Below are 22647 nucleotides of genomic sequence, written 5' to 3' on the forward strand. Positions count from 1 at the left end.
TGGTCATGGGCGATCTGTTTGATGGTTACCGAGCCACTGCCACGAGATCGACTGGGGCGGCTTCCGCCTTTGACGAGATGTTTTCCACGCCGGGAACGGCACGGGCGTCGTACAAGGAAATCCACGCGACTCTCGCGCGGATGACCCAGGACGAGCTTCGTGGACGTACCGACGCTCTCGCCAGCAGCTATCTCGCGCAGGGTGTCACCTTCGATTTCGCGGGCGAAGAAAGACCGTTTCCGCTCGACGCGGTGCCCCGGGTTATCGACCAGGCCGAGTGGCTGCAGGTCGAGGCGGGCATCAAACAGCGGGTTAAGGCGCTCGAGGCGTTCCTCGCCGATGTCTACGGCGCACAGAACGCGGTGCGCGATGGCGTCATCCCCGCGGGACTGATTACCTCCTCCAGCCACTTCCATCGCGAGGCCGCGGGCATCGTCAGCGCCAACGGCGTGCGCATCCAGGTCAGCGGAATCGACCTGATCCGCGACGAGGCGGGCACCTGGCGGGTCCTCGAAGACAACGTTCGCGTCCCCAGCGGCGTTAGCTACGTCATCTCCAACCGCCGCGTCATGGCCCAGACCCTTCCCGAGCTCTTCGTGAGCATGAAGGTGCGTCCGGTCGGCGACTATCCCAACAAGCTCCTGCAGGCCCTGCGCGCAAGTGCGCCGGAAGGGGTGGATGACCCGACCGTCGTCGTCCTCACCCCGGGTGTCTTCAACTCCGCCTACTTCGAGCACACGCTTCTCGCCCGCCTGATGGGTGTGGAGCTGGTGGAGGGCCGCGACCTCTTCTGCTCCGGCGGCCGCGTGTGGATGCGCACGACAGCGGGCCCCACACGCGTGGATGTGATCTACCGCCGGGTGGATGACGAGTTCCTCGACCCACTGCAGTTCCGCGCCGACTCGATGCTGGGAAGCCCCGGTCTCATGCTCGCCGCGCGTCTCGGCAACGTGACGATCGCCAACGCCGTGGGCAACGGCGTGGCCGACGACAAGCTCGTCTACACGTACCTTCCCGACCTCATCAAGTACTACCTCGGGGAGGAAGCGAAGCTCCCCAACGTCCACACCTGGCGTCTGGAAGACCCGGAGTCCCTCGAAGAGGTGCTCGACCGTCTCGATGAGCTCGTGGTCAAGCCCGTGGACGGCTCCGGCGGTAAGGGACTTGTCGTCGGCCCCGCGGCATCCAAGGCAGAACTTGACGCACTGCGAAGCCGGTTGCTCGCCGACCCGCGCGGGTGGATCGCGCAGCCCGTCGTGCAGCTGTCGACCATTCCGACGCTTGTCGACGATGGCATGCGTCCCCGTCACGCGGACCTCCGCCCGTTCGCTGTCAACGACGGCAGTGACGTCTGGGTTCTTCCCGGCGGGCTGACCCGCGTCGCGCTGCCCGAGGGCGAACTCGTCGTCAACAGCTCGCAGGGTGGCGGTTCCAAGGACACCTGGGTGGTCGGACAGGACCCGCTGCAGGTTGCGCGCCACAGCATCCAGGGTCTCGTCGCCGACCAGGCCGCTTCGACGCAATCGATCTCGATCATCACCGGCGAACACCTGCAGGATCACTCGCCGCTCGACGGCCCCCAGGGCAAACAGGAAGAACAGCAACAGCAGCAACGCGACGATGTGGAGGGGGACGAGTAATGCTGAGCCGAATCGCCGAATCCCTGTTCTGGATCGGGCGCTACATCGAGCGCGCCGACGGAACCGCCCGCATTCTCGATGTGCACCTTCAGCTGCTGCTCGAAGACCCGTGGATCGAAGAGAACCTCGCCTGCCGCTCGCTGCTCAGCGTCATGGGTGCGGATATTCCGGATGACCGTGAACTGACGCGCTCGGATGTGCTGACGATCCTCGCGGTCGACCGCACCGAACCTGCCTCGATCGCCTACTCACTGGGTGCTGCGCGCGAGAACGCCCGCCGTGCCCGCGAGGTCATCAGCACCGAGCTGTGGGAGGCGCTGAATACCACTCGCGCCCGCATGCCCCGCAAGGTATCCGCCGAGAAGGTGCACGAGTTCTTCGGCTGGGTGCGCGAGCGCTCGGCCCTCGCGGTCGGGATCATCGAGTCCGCCACCAGTCGTGACGAGGCGTGGAGTTTCTTCACCCTCGGTCGCAGCATCGAGCGCGCGGACATGACTGCCCGACTGTTGGCGACGCGATCGTTGACCGAGGCCTCCGGGCCATCCTGGACCACCATTCTTCGCAGCGTCGGTGCCTACGAGGCCTACCTGCGCACCTACCGCGGCATGCCAAGCGCACGCAACGCGGCAGAATTCCTCCTGCTCGACCGGCTCTTCCCCCGCAGTATCCTGTTCTCGGTGTCCCGCGCCGAACAGTGCATGCGGGATATCGAGCCGCGCACCGACCGCGTCGGGGTGAGCGATCAGTCCCTGAGGCTGCTCGGGCAAATCCGCAGTGAACTGGAGTACCGGCCCATTACCGAGATTCTCGACGAGCTTCCCCGCCACATGGACAGCGTCCAGGCGGCTACGAGCGCAGCGTCCGAAGCCATCCGGCAGCGCTACTTCCCCACCAACGCGGCTCCGAGCTGGGTGCGGGAGAACTCGTGAACCGGCTCCGCATCAAGCACATGACAGGCTTCCACTACGAGGGAGAGGTCACGGCCTCGTACAACGAGGCACGCATGCTTCCGGCGAGCTCGGAGGGACAACTGGTGTTGTTCTCCAACCTCGACATCCTTCCCATGTCCAGCCAGCACTCGTACGTGGACTACTGGAATACCCGCGTCTCCTCGTTCGAGATCCTCACCCCTCATCGGGAGCTGTCGCTGACGGCGACGAGCCTCGTGGAGGTACGTCCGCGCACCCACCCCGAGCACCTCGTGGGCTGGGACGAGCTGGCGTCCGTCGTCGACGCCGCGACCGAGACCGTGGAGCAGCGGGGGCAGACCCGTCGCACCGAGCCGCCGGAGGAGGTCGCCGCGCTCGCCGCGGAGATCGTCTCCCAGACCGACAACGCCTGCGATGCTGCACTCGCGATCTGCCAGGCGATCGGCGGGGCGGTCGAGTACATGCAGGGCGTCACCGGCGTGCACACCACCGCGACCGAGGCATGGGCCGTACGCAAGGGTGTCTGCCAGGACATCGCGCACCTTGCCCTCGGTGCACTGCGCTCCGTTGGCATCCCCGCACGCTACATCTCGGGCTACCTCCACCCGGTGCCCGACGCCGAGATCGGTCAGACCGTGGCCGGCGAATCCCACGCCTGGGTCGAGTGGTACTGCGGCAGCTGGCGTGGTTATGACCCGACGAACCTCATCGACATCGGCGACCGCCACGTCGCCGTGGGTCACGGACGTGACTACAACGACGTGGCTCCGCTGCGCGGCGTGTACGCGGGTCCGTACGGATCGCAGCTCTACGTGAAGGTTGAGATCACGCGCGAGGCGTAGCCGCCGACGGCACCGATTCCGGCACCGGCGCTGCCCCGCTCTGGGTCTCCCGGGCGCGGAGGTCCTTGCGCAGAATCTTGCCAGAGGTGGACTTGGGCACCCCGTCGATGAACTCGACCGCGCGCACCTTTTCGTGCCGCGCGACGTGTTCTGCGACGTAGGCGATGATGTCGTCTTCGCCCAGCATCGCCTGGGGTTGCAGCACAACGAAGGCCTTCGGCACTTCCTGCCCGTCGACGTCGTGGAACCCGATCACCGCCGCGTCCGCGATGAGGGGATGACCCAGCAGCACGGCCTCGAGCACGGCCGGCGCGACCTGGTACCCCTTGTACTTGATGAGCTCCTTGAGCCTGTCGACGATCCTGTATACGCCGGACGCGTCGACCGTCGCCACGTCGCCCGTGTGCAGCCACCCGTCCGCATCGAGCGTGGCGGCGGTGGCCTCGGGGTTGCCGAGGTAGCCAACCATCACGTTGGGTCCGCGACACAACAGCTCGCCGGGACGGCTCGGGCCCTCCTCGGGCGGCACTATGTCCTCGCCGGACTCGGTGTCGATGAGGCGACATTCCACGCTCGGCACCGCCAGCCCGATCGAACTCGGCGCGATGTCATCACGGTCCACCGGTATTGCGTGCGAGACCGGGCTGAGCTCGGTCATTCCGTAGCCCTGCCGCACGAGGCATCCGATCCGTGCCTCGACCGCTTTCGCGAGCGCGCCATCCAGCGGGGCGGCGCCCGAGAACGTCACCTTCACACCCGACAGGTCGAACTGGTCGACGAGCGGATGCTTCGCCAGCGCGACCGCAATCGGAGGCGCGATGAAGAGCCACGTGCAGCGGTAGTCCTGCGCGAGCCGCAGAAACTCGGGCAGGTCGAACCGTGGCATGGTCACCAGCCGCGCCCGCTGCTTGATCGCAAAGTTGAGCAGCACCGTCAGCCCGTAAATGTGGAAGAACGGAAGCACTGCGAGAACCGTGTCGTGCCCGGTGAGACCGATCGACGCGTTGCACTGCACGACGTTCGCCACCAGGTTGCGGTGGCTGAGCATCACCCCCTTGGGGCGCCCGGTCGTGCCGGACGAGTACGGCAGCACCGCGATGGCGGTGGCCGGGTCGATCGTCACGACCGGGGGAGTCGCCTGGTCGGCGAGCAGGTCGGTGAGCGATGGATGCCCCGGGGCGCCGTCCAGCACGACGAGGTGGTCATCGGTGATCCCGGTTGCGGTCGCGGCAGCGTGTGCCGCGGGCAGGAGTGGGCTCACGGTGAGGAGCCAGCGGGCCGAGGCATCCGTCAACTGCGACGCAATCTCCTCGGGGGTATACAGCGAGTTAATCGGGGTCACGGTCGCGCCCGCACGCAGGATGCCGTGAAAGGCGATCGCGAAGGCGGGGGAGTTGGGGCAGAGCAACCCGAGAACATCGCCCGGCTTGACGCCGCGCTGGGCGAGCGACCCGGCGAACGCGTTCACCCGGGCGACGAGCTCGCCGTAGCTGGTCTCGGTGCCGGTGGTGCCGTCGACGAGGGCGATGCGGTCGCGGTCGTCGGCATCGAGCGAACCGAAGAGGAAGTCGTACACGGACAGGTCGGGAATCACCGCATCGGGATACGTGCTGAGTGTCATGGCGCTATCTCCTTTGATAGATCTCCATTCCATCAAAGAATCGCTGGGAACCCGGTGCCGGTTTGCGCCTCGGCGGTGCCGGTTTGCGCCTCAGCCCCGCTTCGTCATCGAAGGAGCAAACTTTGTCGTCCTCAGCGCGCTGGGACGACCATCTGTGCTCCTTCGATGAGGGTTCCGCCCCGCGGGTGGTGAGGTGCTCCTCCGACCCGCGCCGATGCAACGGGCCTGGCGGAAGGCTAGCCCCGCTGGATCGTGATTTCCTCGGTCGCCAGGCTGACCGCTGTCGCCTGCGTCGGCGTTGGCTCGAGTCCGTCGTGCGAGAAGGCGAGGCGATACGGGATGTCCCGGTCGTAGCGCACCCGCAGGTGGCGGGCCCGGATCATCCAGACCACGGCGATCGCGCCCGCGAGCAGCCCGGAGATCGCCGCGACCCCGAGCGACCAGCGCGGTCCGAACTGGTTGGCGACCCAGCCGGCGAACGGAGCGCCGATCGGGGTGCCGCCGGCCATGATCGCCATGTACAGCGCCATGACCCGGCCGCGCATCGCCGGCAGGGTGCTGATCTGCACGTAGGAGTTTGCGCTGTTCATCGCGGTCATCGCCGTGATGCCGATGAGCGGGGCGGCGAGCGCGAAGGTGAGGTACGACGGGGCGAGGGCCGCGAGGGTGCACGCAATGCCGAAGGCGAAGGCCGCGCCCACCACGAGTCGGAGTCGCGGCCGGTCCCGGCGGGCGGCGAGCAGCGCGCCCGCGACCGAGCCGATCGCCAGGATGGACGACAGGGCGCCATAGGCTCCGGCGCCCTGGTGGAACACGACGGTGGTCATCGTGGAGACGAAGATGGCGAAGTTGAAGCCGAAGGTGCCGATGAACAGGATCATCACGAGAATGATCACGATGTCGGGCCGCGACCGCACGTAGCTCAGGCCCGCACGGATCTGCCCCTTCTGCTTGCGCACGCGCGGCGCCGGCTGCAGCTGATCGGGCCGGATCTTCACCAGCGCGAACAGGGTCGCCGCAAACGTCACCCCGTTCAGCAGGAAGACGAACCCCGCACCGACGAGCGCGAGCAGTACACCGGCCAGCGCCGGTCCGATCAGGCGCGCACCGTTGAAGGATGCCGAGTTGAGGGCGACCGCGTTCGGGATGTTCTTCTCCGCGACCAGCTCGGACACGAATGTCTGCCGCACCGGCGCATCGAACGCCGACACCGCGCCGGTGGCAAGGGCGAACAGATAGACCTCCCACAGCTCGGCGGTGCCCAGCAGCACGAGGAGCCCCAGCCCCAGCCCGAGAACGCCCATCGCCGCCTGGGTGAACATCAGCAGGTGGCGCCGGTTGACCCGGTCGGCCAGCAGTCCGGCCATCGGGGCGAGCACCAGCTGGGGACCGAGCTGCAACGCCATCGTGATGCCGACGGCCACGGCGTCGTGGTCGGTCAGATCGGTGAGCACGATCCAGTCCTGGGCGGTGCGCTGCATCCAGGTGCCCGAGTTCGACACGAGCGCGCCGAAGAACCACAGGCGGTAGTTGCGAACGCTCAGCGAGCGGAACATGGCGCTCACGAGGCATCCGCAAGGCTTTGAAGAATGGATGACGCGAGCCGCAGCTTCTCGCGGTCGCCGTCGCTCAGCTCTGCCAGGCGCACCGAGAACCACTCACCGCGGCGGCGGCGGGTCTCCTCGACCACGGCCCGGCCCTCGTCGCTGAGGCGCAGGACGACCTTGCGTCCGTCGTCGTCGGATCCCGTGCGGGTGGCATAGCCCGCCTCGACGAGCGCGTTGACGGTGCGGTTCATCGAGGATGCGGTTACCCGCTCGTGCTCGCTCAGTTCGCCGAGTCCGAGCCCGTCGTGCCGGGCGAGAACCGAGAGCACCGCGTACTGCCCGTCGGTGATGTCGGCACCCGCGCGCTGCGCCCGCAGCCGCCGGGCCAGCCGCTGCACCGCGAGGCGCAGGTCCAGCTCAAAGTTATCGTCGTCCATAGATTACTTAGCCTAGCTATTTAGCATTGCTAAGTAAATACGTCGAGGGTACGCGGAGCAGGCGGGCAGTGATGCGTGCCCGCCTGGCGAGGCATGCCGGGCGCCGGTGGTCCGCCGTATTATTGGCAGGACGAGGAGGCTTCCGTGCCCAGATTCACCGCGATCCGCGATGACCAGTCTTTTGTCGATGCCCATGGCGTCACGATTCGCTATTACGTGTGGCGCGCCAGCAAGCCCAAGGGCGTGGTGCAGCTTGCCCACGGCCTCGGCGATCACGCAGCACGCTACGAGGACCTCGCGCAGGATCTCGTCAACGCCGGGTACTCCGTCTTCGCCGACGATCACCGCGGCCACGGGCAGACGGGCCTCGGTCACCACGGCGGCGACCGCACCAAGCTCGGTCGCCTCGGCCCGGGCGGCATGCGTGCGACGGTGGCAGCAGTGCGCCAGCTCACGGGCATCATCCGCGCGGAGCATCCCGATCTCCCCATCGTTTTATTCGGCCACAGCTGGGGATCGATCATCGCGCAGAAGATCATCAACGTTGCGTCGGTCGACTATGACGGCGTTGTGCTCTCGGGCACGGCGTACCGCACCTTCCGACATATGAACGGCGGCGACCTCAACGCCCGTCACGCGCACCTGGGTACCACCGGCTACGAATGGCTGAGTCGGGATGACGCGGTCGCGATCGCTTTCCGCGACGACGACCTCACCTTCCCGGCCAATGCGCTCAAGCTCTTCGGGGTGCGTGAGTCCCTCGGCCTGCTGGGCAAGCCCGCGCGCAAGCTGCAGAAGGATCTTCCCGTGCTGATCCAGGTGGGCAGTGACGACCCCTTCGGCGGTGCCACGAGCGCTGAACTGCTGGCGGAGGCGTACATCAACCGGTCCGAGCTGTCACAGGTGTCGCTGCACGTGTATCCGGGCGCGCGCCACGAGATCTACAACGAAACGAACCGCGCGGAGGTCACCGACGACCTTATCGAGTGGCTCAACGAACGGTTCGAACCAGCGCTCTGAGATGAGTGTTCGCTGAGTGCCATTGATGGTGGTGTACTGCGCGTAGTCTCAGCAGAGTGGCAACCGAAATAGTCCCTGTTCCGCGGCGCACCCGCAGGCGTCGCGCCGGCTTCAGCGCATGGATGCTGGATGGCCTCGGCGACCAGGCCGGAGCCCATCAGGGTCCCCACGCGGTTAAGGTCGAGAAGACGCATCCGTGGTGGCGCGTCATGGCGCTCACCGGCGTCGATTACTTCTCCACCCTCGGCTACCAGCCCGCGATCGCGGCGGTGGCCGCCGGTTTGCTGTCGCCCTTCGCGACGATCGTGCTCATCCTCCTCACGCTGTTCGGCGCGCTGCCGGTCTACCGCCGGGTCGCCCGCGAGAGCTTCAAGGGTGAGGGTTCCATCTCCATGCTCGAGAAGCTGCTGCCCTGGTGGGGCGGCAAACTCTTCGTCCTGGTGCTGCTGGGCTTCGCGGCGACCGACTTCATGATCACCATTACGCTCTCCGCGGCCGACGCCACGGCGCACGCGGTCGAAAATCCGTTTGCGCCGGCGTGGTTCCAGGGCAACGAGGTGGGCATCACCATCGCGATCATCGCCGTGCTGGCCGCCGTGTTCCTGCGCGGCTTCAAGGAAGCGATTTCCATCGCGGTGGTGCTCGTCGCCGTCTACCTCCTCCTCAACGCGATCGTCATCGTCGTGGCCATCGCGCACGTCGCTGGCAATACCGTGGTGATCGACAACTGGTGGGCCGCCCTGCTCACGCAGCACGGCAACCCGCTGGTCATGGTGGGCATCGCGCTCATCGTCTTCCCGAAGCTTGCGCTCGGGCTCTCCGGGTTCGAGACCGGGGTCGCTCTCATGCCGCAGGTGAAGGGTGCCGCCGACGACACCCCTGCCAACCCGGCCGGTCGCATCCGCGGCACCAAGCGCCTGCTGACCACCGCCGCGGTGATCATGAGCACGTTCCTCATCACATCGAGCTTCGTCACCACCCTGCTCATTCCGCAGAAGGAATTCGGTCCCGGCGGATCGGCCGACGGCCGGGCACTGGCCTACCTCGCTCACCAGTTCTTTGGTGACGCGTTCGGTACCGTATACGACGCCTCAACGATCGCCATCCTGTGGTTCGCAGGAGCGTCGGCGATGGCTGGCCTGCTCAACCTGGTGCCCCGGTACCTCCCGCGCTACGGCATGGCGCCGAACTGGTCGCGCGCGGTGCGCCCGCTGGTGCTCGTCTTCACGGCCATCGCCTTCCTCGTCACGATCGTCTTCAATGCCGACGTCAACGCGCAGGGTGGTGCCTACGCCACCGGTGTGCTCGTCCTGATCACGTCGGCGTCGGTGGCAGTGACCATCTCCGCGCACAAGCACAAGCAGCCAAAGCGCACCATCGGGTTTGCGATCATCGCGGCGGTATTTGCCTACACGACCGTCGTCAACGTGGTCGAGCGACCCGACGGTGTGCGGATCGCCGCCCTGTTCATCCTCGGCATCATCGTGGTGTCGATCGTGTCGCGCATCCAGAGGTCGTTCCAACTGCGCGCGACATCCATCACCCTCGACGCCGAGGCCGAGGCCTTCGTTATGTCCGACGCGGACGACTTCGGCGGCGTGTGCATCGTCGCCAACGAGCCCGACGACGGCAGTGCCCACGAGTACCGGCAGAAGCTGCTCGAAGAACGCCGGGACAGTGGCATCCCGCAGCGCACTCCGATCATCTTCCTCGAGGTCTATCCCGCCGACTCCTCCAACTTCGAGGAGGACCTCGTGGTGCGTGGCGTCATGCGTCACGGCTACCGGGTGCTGCAGGTCAACAGCGGCAACGTTCCCAACACTGTCGCTGCCATCCTGCTCACCATCCGCGACATCACCGGCGTCGTGCCCTCCATCTACTTCGAGTGGACCGAGGGCAACCCGATCTCCAACATGTTCAAGTTCCTGGTCACCGGCGGCGGCGAGGTCGCCCCGGTCACCCGTGAGGTCATGCGCCGCGCGGAGCCGAACCGCGACCGGCGTCCCGAGGTTCACGTCAGCTGACAACCGGCACGGGGGCGTGCACCGGCAAGCGGCCCACACCCCGCGCGAAATAAGCTGGCTCATACGAGTCACCGACGAAAGGCATCCCCATGCACGGCGAGTTCAAGGTTCCCGGCGGAAAGCTGGTCGTAGTCGACCTCGATGTCGTGGACGGCGCGATCGCGAACTTCCGCCTCGCCGGCGACTTCTTCCTCGAACCCGACAGCGCGCTCGAGGCGATCAACTCCGCGATCAATGGACTGCCGTCCGACTCGGATGCCGCGCGTTTCACCGCCGCGATCACGCAGGCGCTGCCGAAGGACGCCGTGCTCCTCGGGTTCACGGCCGACTCCGTCTCGACCACCATCCGTCGCGCCCTCGCCCAGGCGACAACCTTCCGCGACTACGAGTGGGAAATCGTGCACGGCAAGGCAGAGACCCCGCAGATGCAGATGGCTCTCGACCAGGTTCTCGCCGAAGAGGTCGGCGCCGGCCGCCGCAAGCCGACGCTGCGCATCTGGGAGTGGGAGCGCCCCGCCGTGGTCATCGGCAGCTTCCAGTCCGTGCGCAACGAGGTCGACCTCGAGAACGCGGCCAAGTACGGCTTCGAGGTTGTCCGCCGCATCAGCGGCGGCGGCGCCATGTTCATGGAGGCGGGCTCGGTCGTCACCTATTCGATCTACGCTCCCTCGGCGCTCGTGCAGGGCATGAGCTTCGCGGATTCGTACGCGTTCCTCGACGAATGGGTCATCATCACCCTCAAGTCCCTCGGAATCGACGCGAGCTACCAGCCGCTCAACGACATCGCGAGCCCGACGGGCAAGATCGGTGGGGCGGCGCAAAAGCGCCTCGGCGCCGGTGCGGTGCTGCACCACGTCACCATGAGCTACGACATCAACGGCGACCGCATGGTCGAGGTGCTGCGCATCGGCCGCGAAAAGATGAGCGACAAGGGCACCAAGAGTGCCGCCAAGCGCGTCGACCCGCTGCGCAGCCAGACCGGACTGCCCCGCGAGGAGATCATCGAGAAGCTGAAGGCGACCTTCGCGTCCCTCTACGGGGCCAAGCCGGGGGAGATCACCCCGGAAGAAGACGCAAAGGCAAAGCAGCTCGTCGCCGAGAAATTCGGTACCGAGGAGTGGCTGCACCGCGTCCCATAAGGGATCGGCCGCCGCCAATGCTGAAAATCCACCGCCACAAAACGCCACGGATGGCCAGTCCCAGTAGACAAGCCTGTCCCAAACCGTAAGCTGATTGCTGTGAACGGCTGGCTCTTACTCGCGATCGTGGCCGCCGTTGGCGCGCTGTTCTACCTGGCATCCCACTTCGGCTGGATCGACCTCTCGAACAAGAACCGGTCCGGCACTCCCGGCGGCGTTCTTGGAGTCGGCGACGAGGTCTTCAATGCGAGCAAGTACGAGGCACAGGTCGAGCTCGATCGTCAGACCGTCCTGCCGGCACCCGCGCCGCTTCCCGGTGACAAGGGCAGGCTTCGCCAGATAGCGGATGAGCCGGAGCAGGAGTCATCCATCGGTGCACCGCTGTCTAAATACCGCGGTTCCGTGCACATCGATCTCGATGAGGAACCCCGCCGCTAAGAGGCTGCCGGTCAGCGCTGCTGCAGGTCCTGGTACTCCGGGTGCTTGGTCAACCAGCTGACGATGAACGGGCACACCGCGACGAGACGGTAGCTCGTGTCATCCCGAACCTGATCCAGCGCGCCGGTGACAAGCTCGCCACCGAGGCCGTGCTCCTGACGCGCGGGGTCGACCTCCGTGTGCGTGAAAACTATGTCGTTTCCGGAGAGGTGGTACTCGGTGAACCCGCTCACCTCGCCGTCGATCAGCAGTTGGTAGCGGTTGAGGTTCGGGGCATGAACGACAGCTGTTGACATGCCTCCAGCGTAGTTCGGCTAGACCGATTCGCGCTCGATCAACCGGGTCGGCATGACCGACAGTTCGGCGACGGATTCCCCGTTGATCAGGCGAACGAGGGTCTGCGCGATTTCCACGCCGAGTTCGGCCACCGGCTGCTCGATGCAGGTCAGCGGCGGTGTCGAGTTCTGCGCGAAGTAGTCGTTGTCCACCGTGGTGATGGCGACGTCGCCGGGAACGGAGATGCCGTGCTCGCGCAGCACCCGCAGGGCGCCGAAGGCCATCTGCGATGAGGCAATGAAGATGCCGTCGAAGCTCTCGCCGCGGGCCAGCAGCTCGCGCATCGCGGACTCACCGCCCGGGGGAGTGAAGTCACCAAACGCCACCAGGTCGGGGTTCTGCGCGGTTTCGGCGATTGCCGCGCGCCACCCGACGAGGCGGTCGAATCCGGCGGCCATGTTCTGGGGGCCCGCAATCGTCGCGATGCGCCGGCGGCCGTGCTCGAGCAGGTAGCGGGTGGCGGTGGTGGATGCCGCGACATTGTCGACATCCACGATGTGGTTGCGCGGCACCGGGCCGGCGTCCGCGGGGCGGGTGTTACTCATCGGGCGTCCGCCGAACACGACCGGAAGGGTGCTGGACAGCTGCAGGTAGGAGCTGTCGTCGGCGTGGTGGGACAGGATGAGCGCGCCGTCGACGCTGCCGCCCTGCAGGTACCGCCGGGTCTTCTCCGGGTGTGCCTCGGACGCGATCAGCAGGGTAAGCGTGTACTCGGTGTTGCCCAGGTGTGTGGCAACGCCGTGGATCACCGACGCGAAGTAGGGGTCGGAGAAAAATTTGGCGGTGTTCTCGGGGATGATGACCGCGATCGTGTAGGTCTTGCGGCTGGCGAGGCTGCGGGCCGCCTGGTTGGGTACGTACCCGAGCGTCTCGATCGCGGCGGTCACGGCACTAATGGCGCCGGGGGTGACGCGCGGCGACGCATTGACCACGCGGGACACGGTCGACCGCGAGACACCCGCGAGCGCCGCCACCATTTCGAGCGTGGGGGCGGAGGGACTCGTCGATTCGTCGATGGCGGAACCTCCAGATCAGTGGTGCCGGCATGCTGCCCCGGGGGACGAGCGACCGCGCTCCGATGCACGGAAAACCCATTCTACGACTGGGAGGGACCGCTCCCACGAACGGCCCCGTTCGGGGGTCAGGGACACAACGACGGAGGGTGGCCACTCGCGCGAACGCGGGTGGCCACCCTCTGGTGGTGGTGCGGATGCCTCGAGCTCTAGACGCCCGGTGCCGCGTGCTTTCCGTGGAGCGGGTTCGACCCCGTGTCATCCGGATCCGCCGTTGCGGGTGCGCCGGTGACGGCCGCGCCCTGTGCTGCGAGGATGGCCGCGTCGTCATCGGCAACCTCCTGCAGCGCGGACTTCTGGCGAAGCGGCGTTGCCTTGAGGAAGAGGCTGAGCACGAAGGCGATCAGCACCACGACCAGGCTCACCCAGAAGACGGTGACAGTGGCATCGGCGAAGCCGTGCAGGAACGGCGCCGCGAGGCGGTGGTCAACACCATTGAGGAAGGTGGTGTCGCCGTCCAGCGAGGATGCCGCACCGCCCGAGCTGCTTGTGTACAGCTTGATGATGTCCGCGTTGACCGGGTTGGACTGCACCGCGGGGTCCGCAAGGGCGGTCTTCGCGTTGGCGATCAGGGATGGGTCGGTGAACGCCGCCTTGATCGTGGTGGGGATGCGCGTGAACAGCACGGAGAACAGCACCGCGACGCCCAGCGTTCCACCGATCTGGCGGAAGAACGTCGACGACGACGTTGCGACACCAATGTCCCGGGGTCCGACCGAGTTCTGGCTGGCGATCGTCAGGGTCTGCATCAGCTGGCCGAGACCGAGGCCGACGAGCAGCATTCCGCCCATGATGACCCAGATCGGGGTGCTCGCCTCGATGAAGGTGAACACGAAGAAGCCGAGCGCCATGAACGCGGTTCCCATGATCGGGAAGATGCGGTAGCGGCCTGTACGGGCGATGACCTGTCCGCTGACGATCGAGGAGATCATCAGGCCAAGGATCATCGGCAGCAACTGGTAGCCGCTCTCGGTGGGGGAGGACCCGTTCACCAGCTGCAGGAACAGCGGCACCGTGGACAGCGCTCCGAACATTCCGAATCCGACGAGCACACCGAGGATCGTGGCCATGGAGAAGGTCGAGCTCTTGAAGAGCTTGAGGGGGATGAGTGCGTCATCACCCATCATCCGCTCGACGACGATGAACGCGATGATGCCGACGAGGCCCACGATGTAGCAGGTGATCGAGGTGCCGGAATCCCAGCCCCACTCGCGACCCTGCTCGGCAACGAGCAGCAGCGGCGCGACGGCGACGATGACGGTCGTTGCGCCCCACCAGTCGATGCGCACGCGGCGATTCACGCTGCGCTTGGGCAGGTGAAGGAACCGAATCACGATCGCGAGGGCGATGATGCCGATCGGGATGTTGATCAGGAACACCCAGCGCCATCCGACGATGCCGAGGATGAACGGTGCGCCTGCGAGCAGTCCGCCGATGAGGGGGCCAATCACGCTGGAGATACCGAAGACGGCGAGGAAATACCCCTGGTACTTCGCCCTCTCGCGCGGAGCGAGCATGTCGCCCATGATCGCGAGCGGCAGCGCCATGAGGCCACCGGCGCCGAGGCCCTGGATGGCGCGGAACGCGGCAAGCTCGTACATCGACTGGGCGAAGCCCGAGGCGATGGAACCGGCGAGGAAGATCGAGATGGCGATGATGAACAGCGGGCGCCGACCGAAGATGTCGGAGAGCTTGCCGTAGATGGGGGTCGCGATCGTGGAGACGACCAGATACGCGGTGGTGACCCACGCCTGCTCGCTCAGACCGTGAAGGTCGTCAGAGATTGTGCGAATGGATGTTCCGACAATTGTCTGGTCGAGAGCAGACAGGAACATCCCGGCCATGAGTCCGTAAATCACGAACAAGATCTGGCGGTGGCTCATGATGCCACCAGAGTCGGAGGATGCCTGAGCGCCCTGTTTGGCACTCATCCGATCCTGGGTATCGCTGCGGGACATGAAACCTCTATCTAGAGACGGTGAAAGGGGGGTGTTTAAGTGAGAGAAGCCATCCCGGACCGTGCCGGCGATGGCAGAAACTTGCGTGAAGTGCAAAGTTACACCGATTGCAAGGGGAAAGCAATACAGTCTGTGCCCTGTTCCGGACGGCTCAGTGGGGGTTGCATTTCGGGCGTCTATGCTCGACGAGTGTCGAGAATCCGTCGCGCCGCTGGCGCATCAGTCATGGCCTTCGCACTCGCAATTTCCGTCGCCGCGTGTGCGCCCCAGGAGGATGCGGTGACAAGTTCGGGCCTTCCCGGCGGCGTCCCCTCCGCGCCGGCGATCGTCGCGCCGTCGGCAGACCCGGCGCCCACCGTCAGCGCGACCCCGACTCCGACGCCCGTGCTCACCCCCACCCCTACCGCGACGGTTGTCGCGCCGTCGACGCCGACGAAGGAACCCACGCCCGTGGCATCCACCCCTCCCGCGTTCAATAAGCACCTATACCCCACGAATGTGCCCTCGAGCCTCTGGGTCGTGAGCAATAAGACGCGACCCCTTAATCCGGTGAGCTACGCGCCCTCCGATCTCGTGACCGCGCCGGTGAAGTCGCAGAATCCGCCGGTGCTGCGCGCGGAGGCGTCCGCCGCGCTCGTGAAGATGTTTGCCGCCTCGGTAAAAGAGGGGGCAGGCGCTATGCAGGTGCAGAGTGCCTACCGGTCGTATTCGGTGCAGGTGCGCGTCTATGACGGATGGGTGAACCGGCTGGGGCAGAAGCAGGCCGATGCACAGAGCGCGCGCGCCGGATTCAGCGAACACCAGACGGGGCTGACGGCCGACATCTCGCCCGTTCCCCTCACCTGCGCCCTCGACGCCTGCTTCGGCACGACACCCCAGGGCGTCTGGCTCGCGGCCAACGCCTACCGGTTCGGGTTCATCCTGCGCTACCCGGCGGACAAGGTCGCCATCACCGGTTTCACTTACGAACCCTGGCACTTCCGCTACGTGGGGGTGGCCCTGTCCACCGAAATGCACAAGGAGGGCGTGAAGACTCTTGAGGAGTTCTTCGGCCTTCCGGCTGCGCCGGACTACAAGTGAGCATCGCTCGCCCGTAAGATCACCCCCATGCATCCCCGCAGAGTGACCCGGCGCGTCCCGTCCGGGCGGTTTACCGCCCTGGTCGCGATCGCCGTTGTTGGTGTGGTGGCGATGGGCGGATGCTCCGCTCCCTACGATGCGGTGTCCGCGGCCGGTTCCCCCGCCGTGGTCGCCGAAATGACGTACATCGACGCGCACTGGAATTCCCGCAACACGGCCGAGTTCGGTTCCCTCGGTGGCGACTGCGTGAACTTCACGAGCCAGGCGCTCCTCGCGCGGGGCTGGCCCATGGACGATACGTGGTGGCACACCAACACCGCGGGCTCCAGCGACTACAGCAGCGCGTGGGTGAGCTCGACCGCGCTTCTCCACTATCTCGAGAAACACCCAACGCTCGCGGTCCAGCACAGGGCGGATGACACCGCCGACATCGTGGTGGGTGACATCATCCAGTTCGACTGGGACAACAGTGGCGACCGTGATCACACCGCAATCGTCTCGCGCGTCACCGGTACCGGCGCCGATCGCCAGATCTTCGCCGCAGAGCACACTCCCGACGCCTACCTCTCGTCCGTCGAAACGATCATCACGAAGAATCACCCCGGCGCAGACGTGTACTACTGGCACCTGGCCGACCCCACCGCCTGAGCACTGACCGGGTATCGGCGCTCCGGCTTGAACCGCGTCCCGCATTTACCTATCCTCGGTGCGTAAGCTGCCCGGATGCCCGTGCACCCCGCGTGGCACCTTCACTTCCGTACGGAGACCTTCTTGCTTCCTGTTGCATCCCGCCGTCTGTCCCGTTTGCGCGCGCTCGTCGTTGTCGGCGTCATCGGTGTTGCCCTGACCGGGTGTGCCACGGCGACTCCCGCCAATTCATCGGGTGCTTCGTCGGGATCGGATGACGCACCGGCGACCCCCACGGTCAGCTCCCTGACGACCGCGTCGGGATCGATTGTCGGAGGCACCAGCGTGACGATCACGGGCACTGACCTCGCCGGAACCACCGCCGTGACGTTCGGCACCACCGCGGCCCCGATTACCGCCGCGAAGGCGGATAGCGTCACGGTGACTGCTCCGGCCTCCGCGAACTACGTCGTCGGCAGCGTGCCGGTCAGCGTCACGGGCGCCACCGGCACCGCGCTCGCGTACGACTATCAGGTCGTCACGCCCATCGACAAGCAGATGACCTATCTGATGAAGTACTGGACCACGCGCAACCTGGCCAAGTACGGCGAGATCGGTGACAACGACTGCGTCAACTTCACCAGCCAGTCGCTCATCGCCCGCGGCTGGACCATGGATGACGACTGGTGGCACAACCAGGACGGCGGCACCAACCACTACGCAAACGCTTGGGCCAGCTCCACCGCGATGATGCACTACTTCGAGGACCGTCCCGAGATGGCGACCGCGCTCACCGACCAGCAGCGCGACAAGGTTGCCATCGGTGACATCGTGCAGTTCGACTGGGACAACAGCGGCGACCGCGACCACACCGGTGTCGTCACCCGCATCGAAGGCAGCGGTGCCGCCACGAAGATCTACTTTGCCGGTCACACTCTCGACTCGGACTTCCGTTCCGTCGACACCGCCATCACCACCGATCACCCGGGCGCGACCGCCTACTACTGGCACCTGCTCAAGTAGTCGCAGCCACCACATGCAAACGCTCGGCCGGAGATTCCCGGCCGAGCGTTTGTGCGTTGCGTAGAGGCGATGCTTATGCCCCGAGCGCCCCGTCGACGATGACCTTGGCCTCCGCCTGCACGCGCTTTAGGTGCTCCGGGCCCTCGAACGACTCGGCGTAGATCTTGTAGACGTCTTCCGTTCCGCTGGGTCGCGCGGCAAACCACGCGGTGTCGGTGACGACCTTGAGTCCGCCGATGGCGGCTCCGTTGCCGGGAGCTTCGCTGAGCTTCGCGGTGATGGGATGACCCGCGAGCTCCGTTGCCGTGATGTCCGACCCATTCAGCTTCCCGAGTCGTGCCTTCTGTTCCTTGCTCGCGGCGGCATCGACGCGCTCGTAGACGGGGGCACCGAACTCCGCGGTCAACGCGGCATACAGCTCCGAGGGGGACTTGCCGGTCACGGCCACGATCTCGCTCGCGAGCAGCGCGAGCAGAATGCCGTCCTTGTCCGTGGTCCACACCGTGCCGTCCTTGCGCAGGAAGCTGGCTCCGGCGGATTCCTCGCCACCGAAAGCGACGGATCCATCGATCAGGCCGGGCACGAACCACTTGAAGCCGACCGGCACCTCCCAGAGACGTCGGCCGAGTGACTCGGCGACGCGGTCGATCATGGTGCTCGACACGAGGGTCTTTCCGATCGCGGCATCCGCTCGCCATTCCGGACGGTGCGTGTACAGGTACTGGATCGCGACCGCGAGGTAGTGGTTCGGGTTCATCAGGCCGCCATCGGGAGTAACGATGCCGTGGCGGTCGGCGTCGGCGTCGTTACCCGTGACGATGTCGTGCTCGTTCTGGTGTGCGACGACCGAGGCCATGACCGAGGGACTCGACGGATCCATGCGGATCTTCTCGTCCCAGTCGAGGGTCATGAAGCCCCACGCCGGGTCGACGTCGTGGTTGATCACCGTGAGGTTGAGGCCGTACTTCTCGCCGATGAGCTCCCAGTAGTGCACGCTCGCGCCGCCGAGGGGGTCGGCGCCGATGCTGATGCCCGACTTCTTGATCGCGTCGATGTCGATGATGTTGATGAGGTCATCGACGTAGTTGCCGCGGAAGTCGTACGTCTCGACCGCCGTCGGCTCCGCGCTCTTCACGTCGACGTTGCCGGCGGCGATGAGCTCGTTGGCGCGGTTCGCGATCCAGCTGGTCGCATCGCTGTCGGCGGGTCCGCCGTGCGGCGGGTTGTACTTGAAGCCGCCGTCACGGGGAGGGTTGTGGCTCGGGGTGATGACGATGCCGTCGGCCTGGTCGTCGTGACCCTCGGCGTTGTACTTGAGGATCGCGTGGCTGAGGGCCGGGGTCGGGACGAAGTCGTCGAACTCGTCGACGAGCACGCGCACCTCGTTGGCGGACAGCACCTCGAGGGCGGTGGTCTCGGCCGGGCGGCTCAGGGCGTGTGTGTCACGACCGATGAACAGCGGGCCGGTGATGCCCTGGCTTGCCCGGTACTCGACGATCGCCTGCGTGATGGCGGCGATGTGCGTCTGGTTGAAGGCCGAATCGAAGCTCGAGCCGCGGTGGCCGCTCGTTCCGAAGGTCACCTTCTGGTTGGGATTCGTGACATCCGGCACCAGGTCGTAATACGCCTTGATGAGATCCGCGATGTCGATGAGGTCTGAGGGCTGGGCTGGAGTTCCGGCGCGCGAGGTCATATCTCCAGTGTGGCACCGGCGGCCGGGGTTTCCGCCACCCAATCCCCGGCACTTGCGCGCCGGCTCCCGCTGGGTTAGCCACCCGCCTCCGCGATGATCATCCGGCTGATCAGGTCGCCGTCGATGGTGAAGCGGATGTCTCCGGTGCCGTTGTATCCGCCTCCGCTCACCACGAGCGTGACGATCTCGTCGGCCCCCTCTGTACGGGTGGCGGTGGCCTCAAAGTGCGCCCGCTTGCCGATGTTGTCGGTCTGGTTCCAGCTCGCGACTCCGGAGGGGCCGTGAAACTCGCGTCCCCAGTCCACGAGGTAGGCGTCATCCGTGAAGCAGGCAATGAACGCGGGCGTGTCCCCGGCATTGGTGGCGTCGATCATCCGCTGGATGGGCGCGGGCACGTCTGTCATGGGTAGCTCCTCGGGAGTGGGTCATCCCAGTATCACGCTGTCGGGCAACGGGTGCCCAGTAGGCTTCCAGTCATGTCTGAGATTGCCGGAGCGCACGCGGTGGAGAGCTATTCCTACCTGGGTCCCGCCGGCACATTTACCGAGGCGGCCCTTGCCCAGGTGCCGCAGGCGCGGGGCAAAATCTGGCTCCCCGTCAACAACGTGGGCCAGGCTCTCGACGATGTCGTCTCGGGCAGAAGCGTCGCGGCGATGATCGCGATCGAGAACACCGTCGACGGCGGGGTCAGCGCCAGCCAGGACGCCCTCGCGAAGATCCCTAACCTCCGGATCATCGGCGAGTACCTCGTCAACGTGAACTTCGTGCTCGTCGCCCGGCCCGGAACCACGCTCGCCGACGTCAAGGTCATCAACGCGCACCCGGTCGCCTACGGCCAGTCGCACCTCTGGCTCGACGCGAACCTGCCCGGCCACGGACACCTTCCCGCGACGTCGAACGTCGCCGCCGCGGCATCCCTCTTCGACAATGAATTCGCGGACGCCGCCATCGCGCCGCCCACCATCACCGACCACCACACCCTCGACGTGCTCGCTGAGAACATCGGCGACAATCCGAACGCGCAGACCCGCTTCGTGCTCGTCAGCCGCAGCACCGTGTTGCCGGAACGCACGGGGTCCGACAAGACGAGCATCATTGCCGAGTTGCCGGATGACACGGCCGGGCGCCTGCTCGAAATGCTGGAGCAATTCGCCACCCGCGGGGTGAACATGAGCCTGCTGGCGTCACGTCCCATCGGCGACGAGCTCGGACGGTACCGCTTCGTCATCGACCTCGACGGCCACGTGAAGGACGAGCGGGTCGCCGACGCGCTGCTCGGTCTCAAGCGCTTCAGCCCCAACGTGATCTTCCTCGGGTCGTACCCGCGGGCCGACAAGCTGCCCATCACCGTCACCCAGCGCTACGACAACGACGCCTTCACCGATGCCCGCGATTGGTTGCGCGGACTCATTTCCGGGGAACCGGAGTAGATTCACTAGTCCGACCCCAGCACCGCACGCGAGAGGAGTGACCATGCGATCGATCTACACGCGTCTGGTTGCCCTCGCCAGCGTGTCGTTTGTGGTGATGATGCTCGTCGGCGCTCAGCCGTCGAGTGTTGCCATCGCCGGTCTCGCGGCGGTCGCCGTCGCCGCCGTCCTTGGCGCCCGGTATGCCGGGGTTGCCCTGCGCGCCCGACACCTCACGGTGGGGGCCCGGGCCCGGGAACACCGGGAGTCGCTCCGGGAAATGCCTGCTCCGAGGCATCCCGACACCGCGGGTCGTCCCCGCACTCGCGCGCCGTCGCGGCCCTTCCTGGCCGCGTAGATCTGTTCCGCCGTCGGCGGATGCTGCGTGGCCATACGGCCACCCCATTCGATTCGACGAGCCAAGGAACCCCATGAACTTCTACACGTTTGCGCCCATCGCCACCGTCCTCGACGCCGCCTACTCCCTCGTCGCCGGTCTTGCCACGGTGCTCGCCCCACTCGCAGGTCCGGCCAGCGCCGCCCTCGCGATAGTCGCGATCACCCTGCTCGTGCGCACCGCGCTCATCCCCGTCGGCGCCTCCCAGGTGCGCGCCGAATTCGCCCGCCGCCGCATGGCACCGCTGCTGCGGGAGGTGCAGCGTAAATACAAGAAGGACGCGCAACTCCTCCAGCGCAAGACCATGGAGCTCTACGCCTCCGAAAAGGTCTCCCCATTCGCCGGCATCCTCCCGACCCTGCTGCAGGCGCCCGTGCTGTCCGTCGTCTACGGCCTCTTCGTTCTCGCGAACGTCAACGGGCACGTCAACTCCCTGCTTTCCGCCCACCTGTTCGGCGCCCCGCTGGGAACGTCCCTCGTCGCGGCTCTCAGCTCCGGAATCGACCTGCCGAGCGCCGCGGTATTCCTCGTTCTCCTCGCGGCCATCGCGACGGTGGCGTGGATCTCCCGCAGGATCGCACTGCGTATGGCAGCGGATGACGCTCCGCCGAAGTCGTCCGCGATCACCACGCCTGCCGTTCCCGGCATGCAGCAGCTCACCAGTGTCCTGAGCTGGCTGCCATTTCTCACCGTCGTGTTCGCGGCCTTCGTTCCCCTGGCTGCCACCCTCTACCTGGCGGTCACCACAACGTGGACGCTGGTTGAGCGCATCCTCCTGCGCCGGAGGTTTACCCGGAGCCTCGCCAGGAGCGTCGCGCCGGTTGCGGCTATTTAGCAACTGAGCTAAAGTGCAAGTATGCAAGACAACGTCAGTGACATCTTTGAGGCCCTCGCCCACCCTACGCGTCGGCAAATCCTGCAGGATCTCAAGGATGGCGAGATGGCGGCCGGCGAAATCGCGTCACGGTTCAGTACCTCCGGACCCACGGTCTCCCGTCACCTCGGAGTCTTGCGTCGCGCCGGCCTCATTTCTGAGCGACGGGATGCGAACCGCATCCTCTACTCACTTGTCGGCGACCGCCTCGCACTCTCGGTGGGCGACTTCCTCTCCACCGTGTGTCCCGAGCAGATCGTTCTCCGCACCGTACGCAAGCGCACCCCCGGCACCAAGGCCACCCCGAAGACAGAAGAGGTACCCGCCTAGCCCGGAGCCGACGCGCCTGCGCCAGCACCGCTCCTCTCCCGTCGGTTGCGTCGGGTGGTCGTCTGGCGTGCACCTGGCTGCCGTGCTTTCCGACTGGTGCAGGGTCGCAACGCCCGCCCATGGCAACAGCCTCGACCGCCGCCGACCGCGACAGTCGCGACCGCCGCCCACGGCGACACGCCCGGGGTGTGGTTGGTTTTGGTGGTGGGG

General features: G+C 66.3%; 22 protein-coding genes. 14 read left to right on the top strand and 8 right to left on the bottom strand.

Annotated elements, in window-relative coordinates:
- Window positions 1-5 precede the first annotated feature (5 nt).
- Genes HB677_RS14420 through HB677_RS14430 form a run of 3 tightly spaced genes read left to right on the top strand, consistent with a single transcriptional unit; the run spans window position 6 to window position 3411 of the window.
- Complete coding sequence (locus HB677_RS14420; protein WP_213816431.1) at window positions 6-1640, top strand: circularly permuted type 2 ATP-grasp protein; 1635 nt, start codon at window positions 6-8, stop codon at window positions 1638-1640.
- Window positions 1640-2569, top strand: a complete 930-nt coding sequence (locus HB677_RS14425; protein ID WP_213816432.1) for an alpha-E domain-containing protein — start codon at window positions 1640-1642, stop codon at window positions 2567-2569. The genes HB677_RS14420 and HB677_RS14425 overlap by 1 nt, the downstream gene beginning before the upstream one ends.
- Window positions 2566-3411 carry a transglutaminase family protein gene (locus tag HB677_RS14430; protein ID WP_213816433.1) on the top strand — a complete coding sequence of 282 codons (846 nt, stop codon included), beginning with the start codon at window positions 2566-2568 and terminating at the stop codon, window positions 3409-3411. The genes HB677_RS14425 and HB677_RS14430 overlap by 4 nt, the downstream gene beginning before the upstream one ends.
- On the opposite strand, the gene HB677_RS14435 is transcribed toward HB677_RS14430, so the two are convergent.
- From HB677_RS14435 to HB677_RS14445, 3 genes are all read right to left on the bottom strand, one after another.
- The gene (locus HB677_RS14435) at window positions 3395-5032 is read right to left on the bottom strand and encodes an AMP-binding protein (protein WP_213816434.1); all 1638 of its coding nucleotides are present in this window, start codon (window positions 5030-5032) and stop codon (window positions 3395-3397) included. The two genes, HB677_RS14430 and HB677_RS14435, sit on opposite strands and share 17 nt — an antisense overlap.
- A gap of 236 nt (window positions 5033-5268) precedes the next feature.
- Window positions 5269-6588: an MFS transporter gene (locus HB677_RS14440; protein ID WP_213816453.1), complete on the bottom strand. Its 1320-nt coding sequence runs from the start codon at window positions 6586-6588 to the stop codon at window positions 5269-5271.
- Between the two features lie 5 nt (window positions 6589-6593).
- On the bottom strand, window positions 6594-7016 hold the full coding sequence (locus HB677_RS14445) for a MarR family winged helix-turn-helix transcriptional regulator (RefSeq protein WP_213816435.1): 423 nt from the start codon (window positions 7014-7016) through the stop codon (window positions 6594-6596).
- 144 nt (window positions 7017-7160) lie between these two features.
- On the opposite strand from HB677_RS14445, the gene HB677_RS14450 reads away from it, so the two are divergent.
- The 4 genes from HB677_RS14450 to HB677_RS14465 all read left to right on the top strand — a co-directional run bounded on the left by HB677_RS14450 (window position 7161) and on the right by HB677_RS14465 (window position 11637).
- A complete protein-coding gene (locus HB677_RS14450; RefSeq protein ID WP_307852612.1) occupies window positions 7161-8036 on the top strand; it encodes an alpha/beta hydrolase in 876 nt (291 codons plus the stop codon).
- A 122-nt stretch (window positions 8037-8158) separates the two neighbouring features.
- Window positions 8159-10060: an amino acid permease gene (locus HB677_RS14455; protein WP_255546642.1), complete on the top strand. Its 1902-nt coding sequence runs from the start codon at window positions 8159-8161 to the stop codon at window positions 10058-10060.
- A gap of 89 nt (window positions 10061-10149) precedes the next feature.
- Entirely contained in the window at window positions 10150-11199 is a 1050-nt protein-coding gene (locus HB677_RS14460; RefSeq protein WP_213816437.1) for a biotin/lipoate A/B protein ligase family protein, read from the top strand.
- Between the two features lie 99 nt (window positions 11200-11298).
- Window positions 11299-11637, top strand: a complete 339-nt coding sequence (locus HB677_RS14465) for a hypothetical protein (protein WP_213816438.1) — start codon at window positions 11299-11301, stop codon at window positions 11635-11637.
- Between the two features lie 11 nt (window positions 11638-11648).
- Here the strand turns inward: HB677_RS14465 and HB677_RS14470 are convergent, their stop codons facing one another.
- The 3 genes from HB677_RS14470 to HB677_RS14480 form a co-directional block, all read right to left on the bottom strand.
- Entirely contained in the window at window positions 11649-11933 is a 285-nt protein-coding gene (locus HB677_RS14470; protein WP_213816439.1) for a GNAT family N-acetyltransferase, read from the bottom strand.
- A gap of 18 nt (window positions 11934-11951) precedes the next feature.
- Window positions 11952-12950: a LacI family DNA-binding transcriptional regulator gene (locus HB677_RS14475; protein ID WP_213816440.1), complete on the bottom strand. Its 999-nt coding sequence runs from the start codon at window positions 12948-12950 to the stop codon at window positions 11952-11954.
- A gap of 245 nt (window positions 12951-13195) precedes the next feature.
- Window positions 13196-14977, bottom strand: a complete 1782-nt coding sequence (locus tag HB677_RS14480) for an MDR family MFS transporter (protein WP_374193824.1) — start codon at window positions 14975-14977, stop codon at window positions 13196-13198.
- Between the two features lie 216 nt (window positions 14978-15193).
- Here HB677_RS14480 and HB677_RS14485 point away from each other — a divergent pair, with 216 nt between their 5' ends.
- From HB677_RS14485 to HB677_RS14495, 3 genes are all read left to right on the top strand, one after another.
- Window positions 15194-16084, top strand: coding sequence for a D-alanyl-D-alanine carboxypeptidase family protein (locus HB677_RS14485; protein ID WP_307852613.1), 891 nt, complete (start codon window positions 15194-15196; stop codon window positions 16082-16084).
- A 27-nt stretch (window positions 16085-16111) separates the two neighbouring features.
- Entirely contained in the window at window positions 16112-16732 is a 621-nt protein-coding gene (locus HB677_RS14490) for an amidase domain-containing protein (RefSeq protein WP_213816442.1), read from the top strand.
- Between the two features lie 75 nt (window positions 16733-16807).
- Window positions 16808-17734, top strand: a complete 927-nt coding sequence (locus HB677_RS14495; RefSeq protein WP_213816443.1) for an amidase domain-containing protein — start codon at window positions 16808-16810, stop codon at window positions 17732-17734.
- Window positions 17735-17807: 73 nt separating this feature from the next.
- Here HB677_RS14495 and pgm read toward each other — a convergent pair whose 3' ends face one another.
- A complete protein-coding gene (gene pgm, locus HB677_RS14500) occupies window positions 17808-19427 on the bottom strand; it encodes a phosphoglucomutase (alpha-D-glucose-1,6-bisphosphate-dependent) (protein ID WP_213816444.1) in 1620 nt (539 codons plus the stop codon).
- A gap of 74 nt (window positions 19428-19501) precedes the next feature.
- Window positions 19502-19831, bottom strand: a complete 330-nt coding sequence (locus tag HB677_RS14505; protein ID WP_213816445.1) for a nuclear transport factor 2 family protein — start codon at window positions 19829-19831, stop codon at window positions 19502-19504.
- 72 nt (window positions 19832-19903) lie between these two features.
- Between HB677_RS14505 and pheA the strand changes: the two genes are divergently transcribed.
- The 4 genes from pheA (at window position 19904) to HB677_RS14525 (ending at window position 22437) form a co-directional block, all read left to right on the top strand.
- Window positions 19904-20857: a prephenate dehydratase gene (gene pheA, locus HB677_RS14510; RefSeq protein WP_213816446.1), complete on the top strand. Its 954-nt coding sequence runs from the start codon at window positions 19904-19906 to the stop codon at window positions 20855-20857.
- A 43-nt stretch (window positions 20858-20900) separates the two neighbouring features.
- The gene (locus HB677_RS14515; protein WP_213816447.1) at window positions 20901-21194 is read left to right on the top strand and encodes a DUF6412 domain-containing protein; all 294 of its coding nucleotides are present in this window, start codon (window positions 20901-20903) and stop codon (window positions 21192-21194) included.
- 73 nt (window positions 21195-21267) lie between these two features.
- On the top strand, window positions 21268-22068 hold the full coding sequence (locus HB677_RS14520; RefSeq protein ID WP_213816448.1) for a membrane protein insertase YidC: 801 nt from the start codon (window positions 21268-21270) through the stop codon (window positions 22066-22068).
- 21 nt (window positions 22069-22089) lie between these two features.
- The gene (locus HB677_RS14525) at window positions 22090-22437 is read left to right on the top strand and encodes a metalloregulator ArsR/SmtB family transcription factor (RefSeq protein WP_213816449.1); all 348 of its coding nucleotides are present in this window, start codon (window positions 22090-22092) and stop codon (window positions 22435-22437) included.
- Window positions 22438-22647: the final 210 nt, after the last annotated feature.

The sequence above is a fragment of the Glaciihabitans sp. dw_435 genome (assembly GCF_018449675.1).
GTDB lineage: Bacteria > Actinomycetota > Actinomycetes > Actinomycetales > Microbacteriaceae > Glaciihabitans.

Bases quoted from the DNA above. Each gene is read 5' to 3' on its own strand.
- HB677_RS14445 (WP_213816435.1), bottom strand. From the start codon at position 7,016: ATGGACGACGATAACTTTGAGCTGGACCTGCGCCTCGCGGTGCAGCGG.
- HB677_RS14425 (WP_213816432.1), top strand. From the start codon at position 1,640: ATGCTGAGCCGAATCGCCGAATCCCTGTTCTGGATCGGGCGCTACATC.
- pheA (WP_213816446.1), top strand. From the start codon at position 19,904: ATGTCTGAGATTGCCGGAGCGCACGCGGTGGAGAGCTATTCCTACCTG.
- HB677_RS14440 (WP_213816453.1), bottom strand. From the start codon at position 6,588: ATGTTCCGCTCGCTGAGCGTTCGCAACTACCGCCTGTGGTTCTTCGGC.
- HB677_RS14490 (WP_213816442.1), top strand. From the start codon at position 16,112: ATGCATCCCCGCAGAGTGACCCGGCGCGTCCCGTCCGGGCGGTTTACC.
- HB677_RS14480 (WP_374193824.1), bottom strand. From the start codon at position 14,977: ATGAGTGCCAAACAGGGCGCTCAGGCATCCTCCGACTCTGGTGGCATC.
- HB677_RS14505 (WP_213816445.1), bottom strand. From the start codon at position 19,831: ATGACAGACGTGCCCGCGCCCATCCAGCGGATGATCGACGCCACCAAT.
- pgm (WP_213816444.1), bottom strand. From the start codon at position 19,427: ATGACCTCGCGCGCCGGAACTCCAGCCCAGCCCTCAGACCTCATCGAC.
- HB677_RS14420 (WP_213816431.1), top strand. From the start codon at position 6: ATGGGCGATCTGTTTGATGGTTACCGAGCCACTGCCACGAGATCGACT.
- HB677_RS14515 (WP_213816447.1), top strand. From the start codon at position 20,901: ATGCGATCGATCTACACGCGTCTGGTTGCCCTCGCCAGCGTGTCGTTT.
- HB677_RS14525 (WP_213816449.1), top strand. From the start codon at position 22,090: ATGCAAGACAACGTCAGTGACATCTTTGAGGCCCTCGCCCACCCTACG.
- HB677_RS14495 (WP_213816443.1), top strand. From the start codon at position 16,808: ATGCCCGTGCACCCCGCGTGGCACCTTCACTTCCGTACGGAGACCTTC.
- HB677_RS14455 (WP_255546642.1), top strand. From the start codon at position 8,159: ATGCTGGATGGCCTCGGCGACCAGGCCGGAGCCCATCAGGGTCCCCAC.
- HB677_RS14470 (WP_213816439.1), bottom strand. From the start codon at position 11,933: ATGTCAACAGCTGTCGTTCATGCCCCGAACCTCAACCGCTACCAACTG.
- HB677_RS14460 (WP_213816437.1), top strand. From the start codon at position 10,150: ATGCACGGCGAGTTCAAGGTTCCCGGCGGAAAGCTGGTCGTAGTCGAC.
- HB677_RS14475 (WP_213816440.1), bottom strand. From the start codon at position 12,950: ATGGTGGCGGCGCTCGCGGGTGTCTCGCGGTCGACCGTGTCCCGCGTG.
- HB677_RS14520 (WP_213816448.1), top strand. From the start codon at position 21,268: ATGAACTTCTACACGTTTGCGCCCATCGCCACCGTCCTCGACGCCGCC.
- HB677_RS14435 (WP_213816434.1), bottom strand. From the start codon at position 5,032: ATGACACTCAGCACGTATCCCGATGCGGTGATTCCCGACCTGTCCGTG.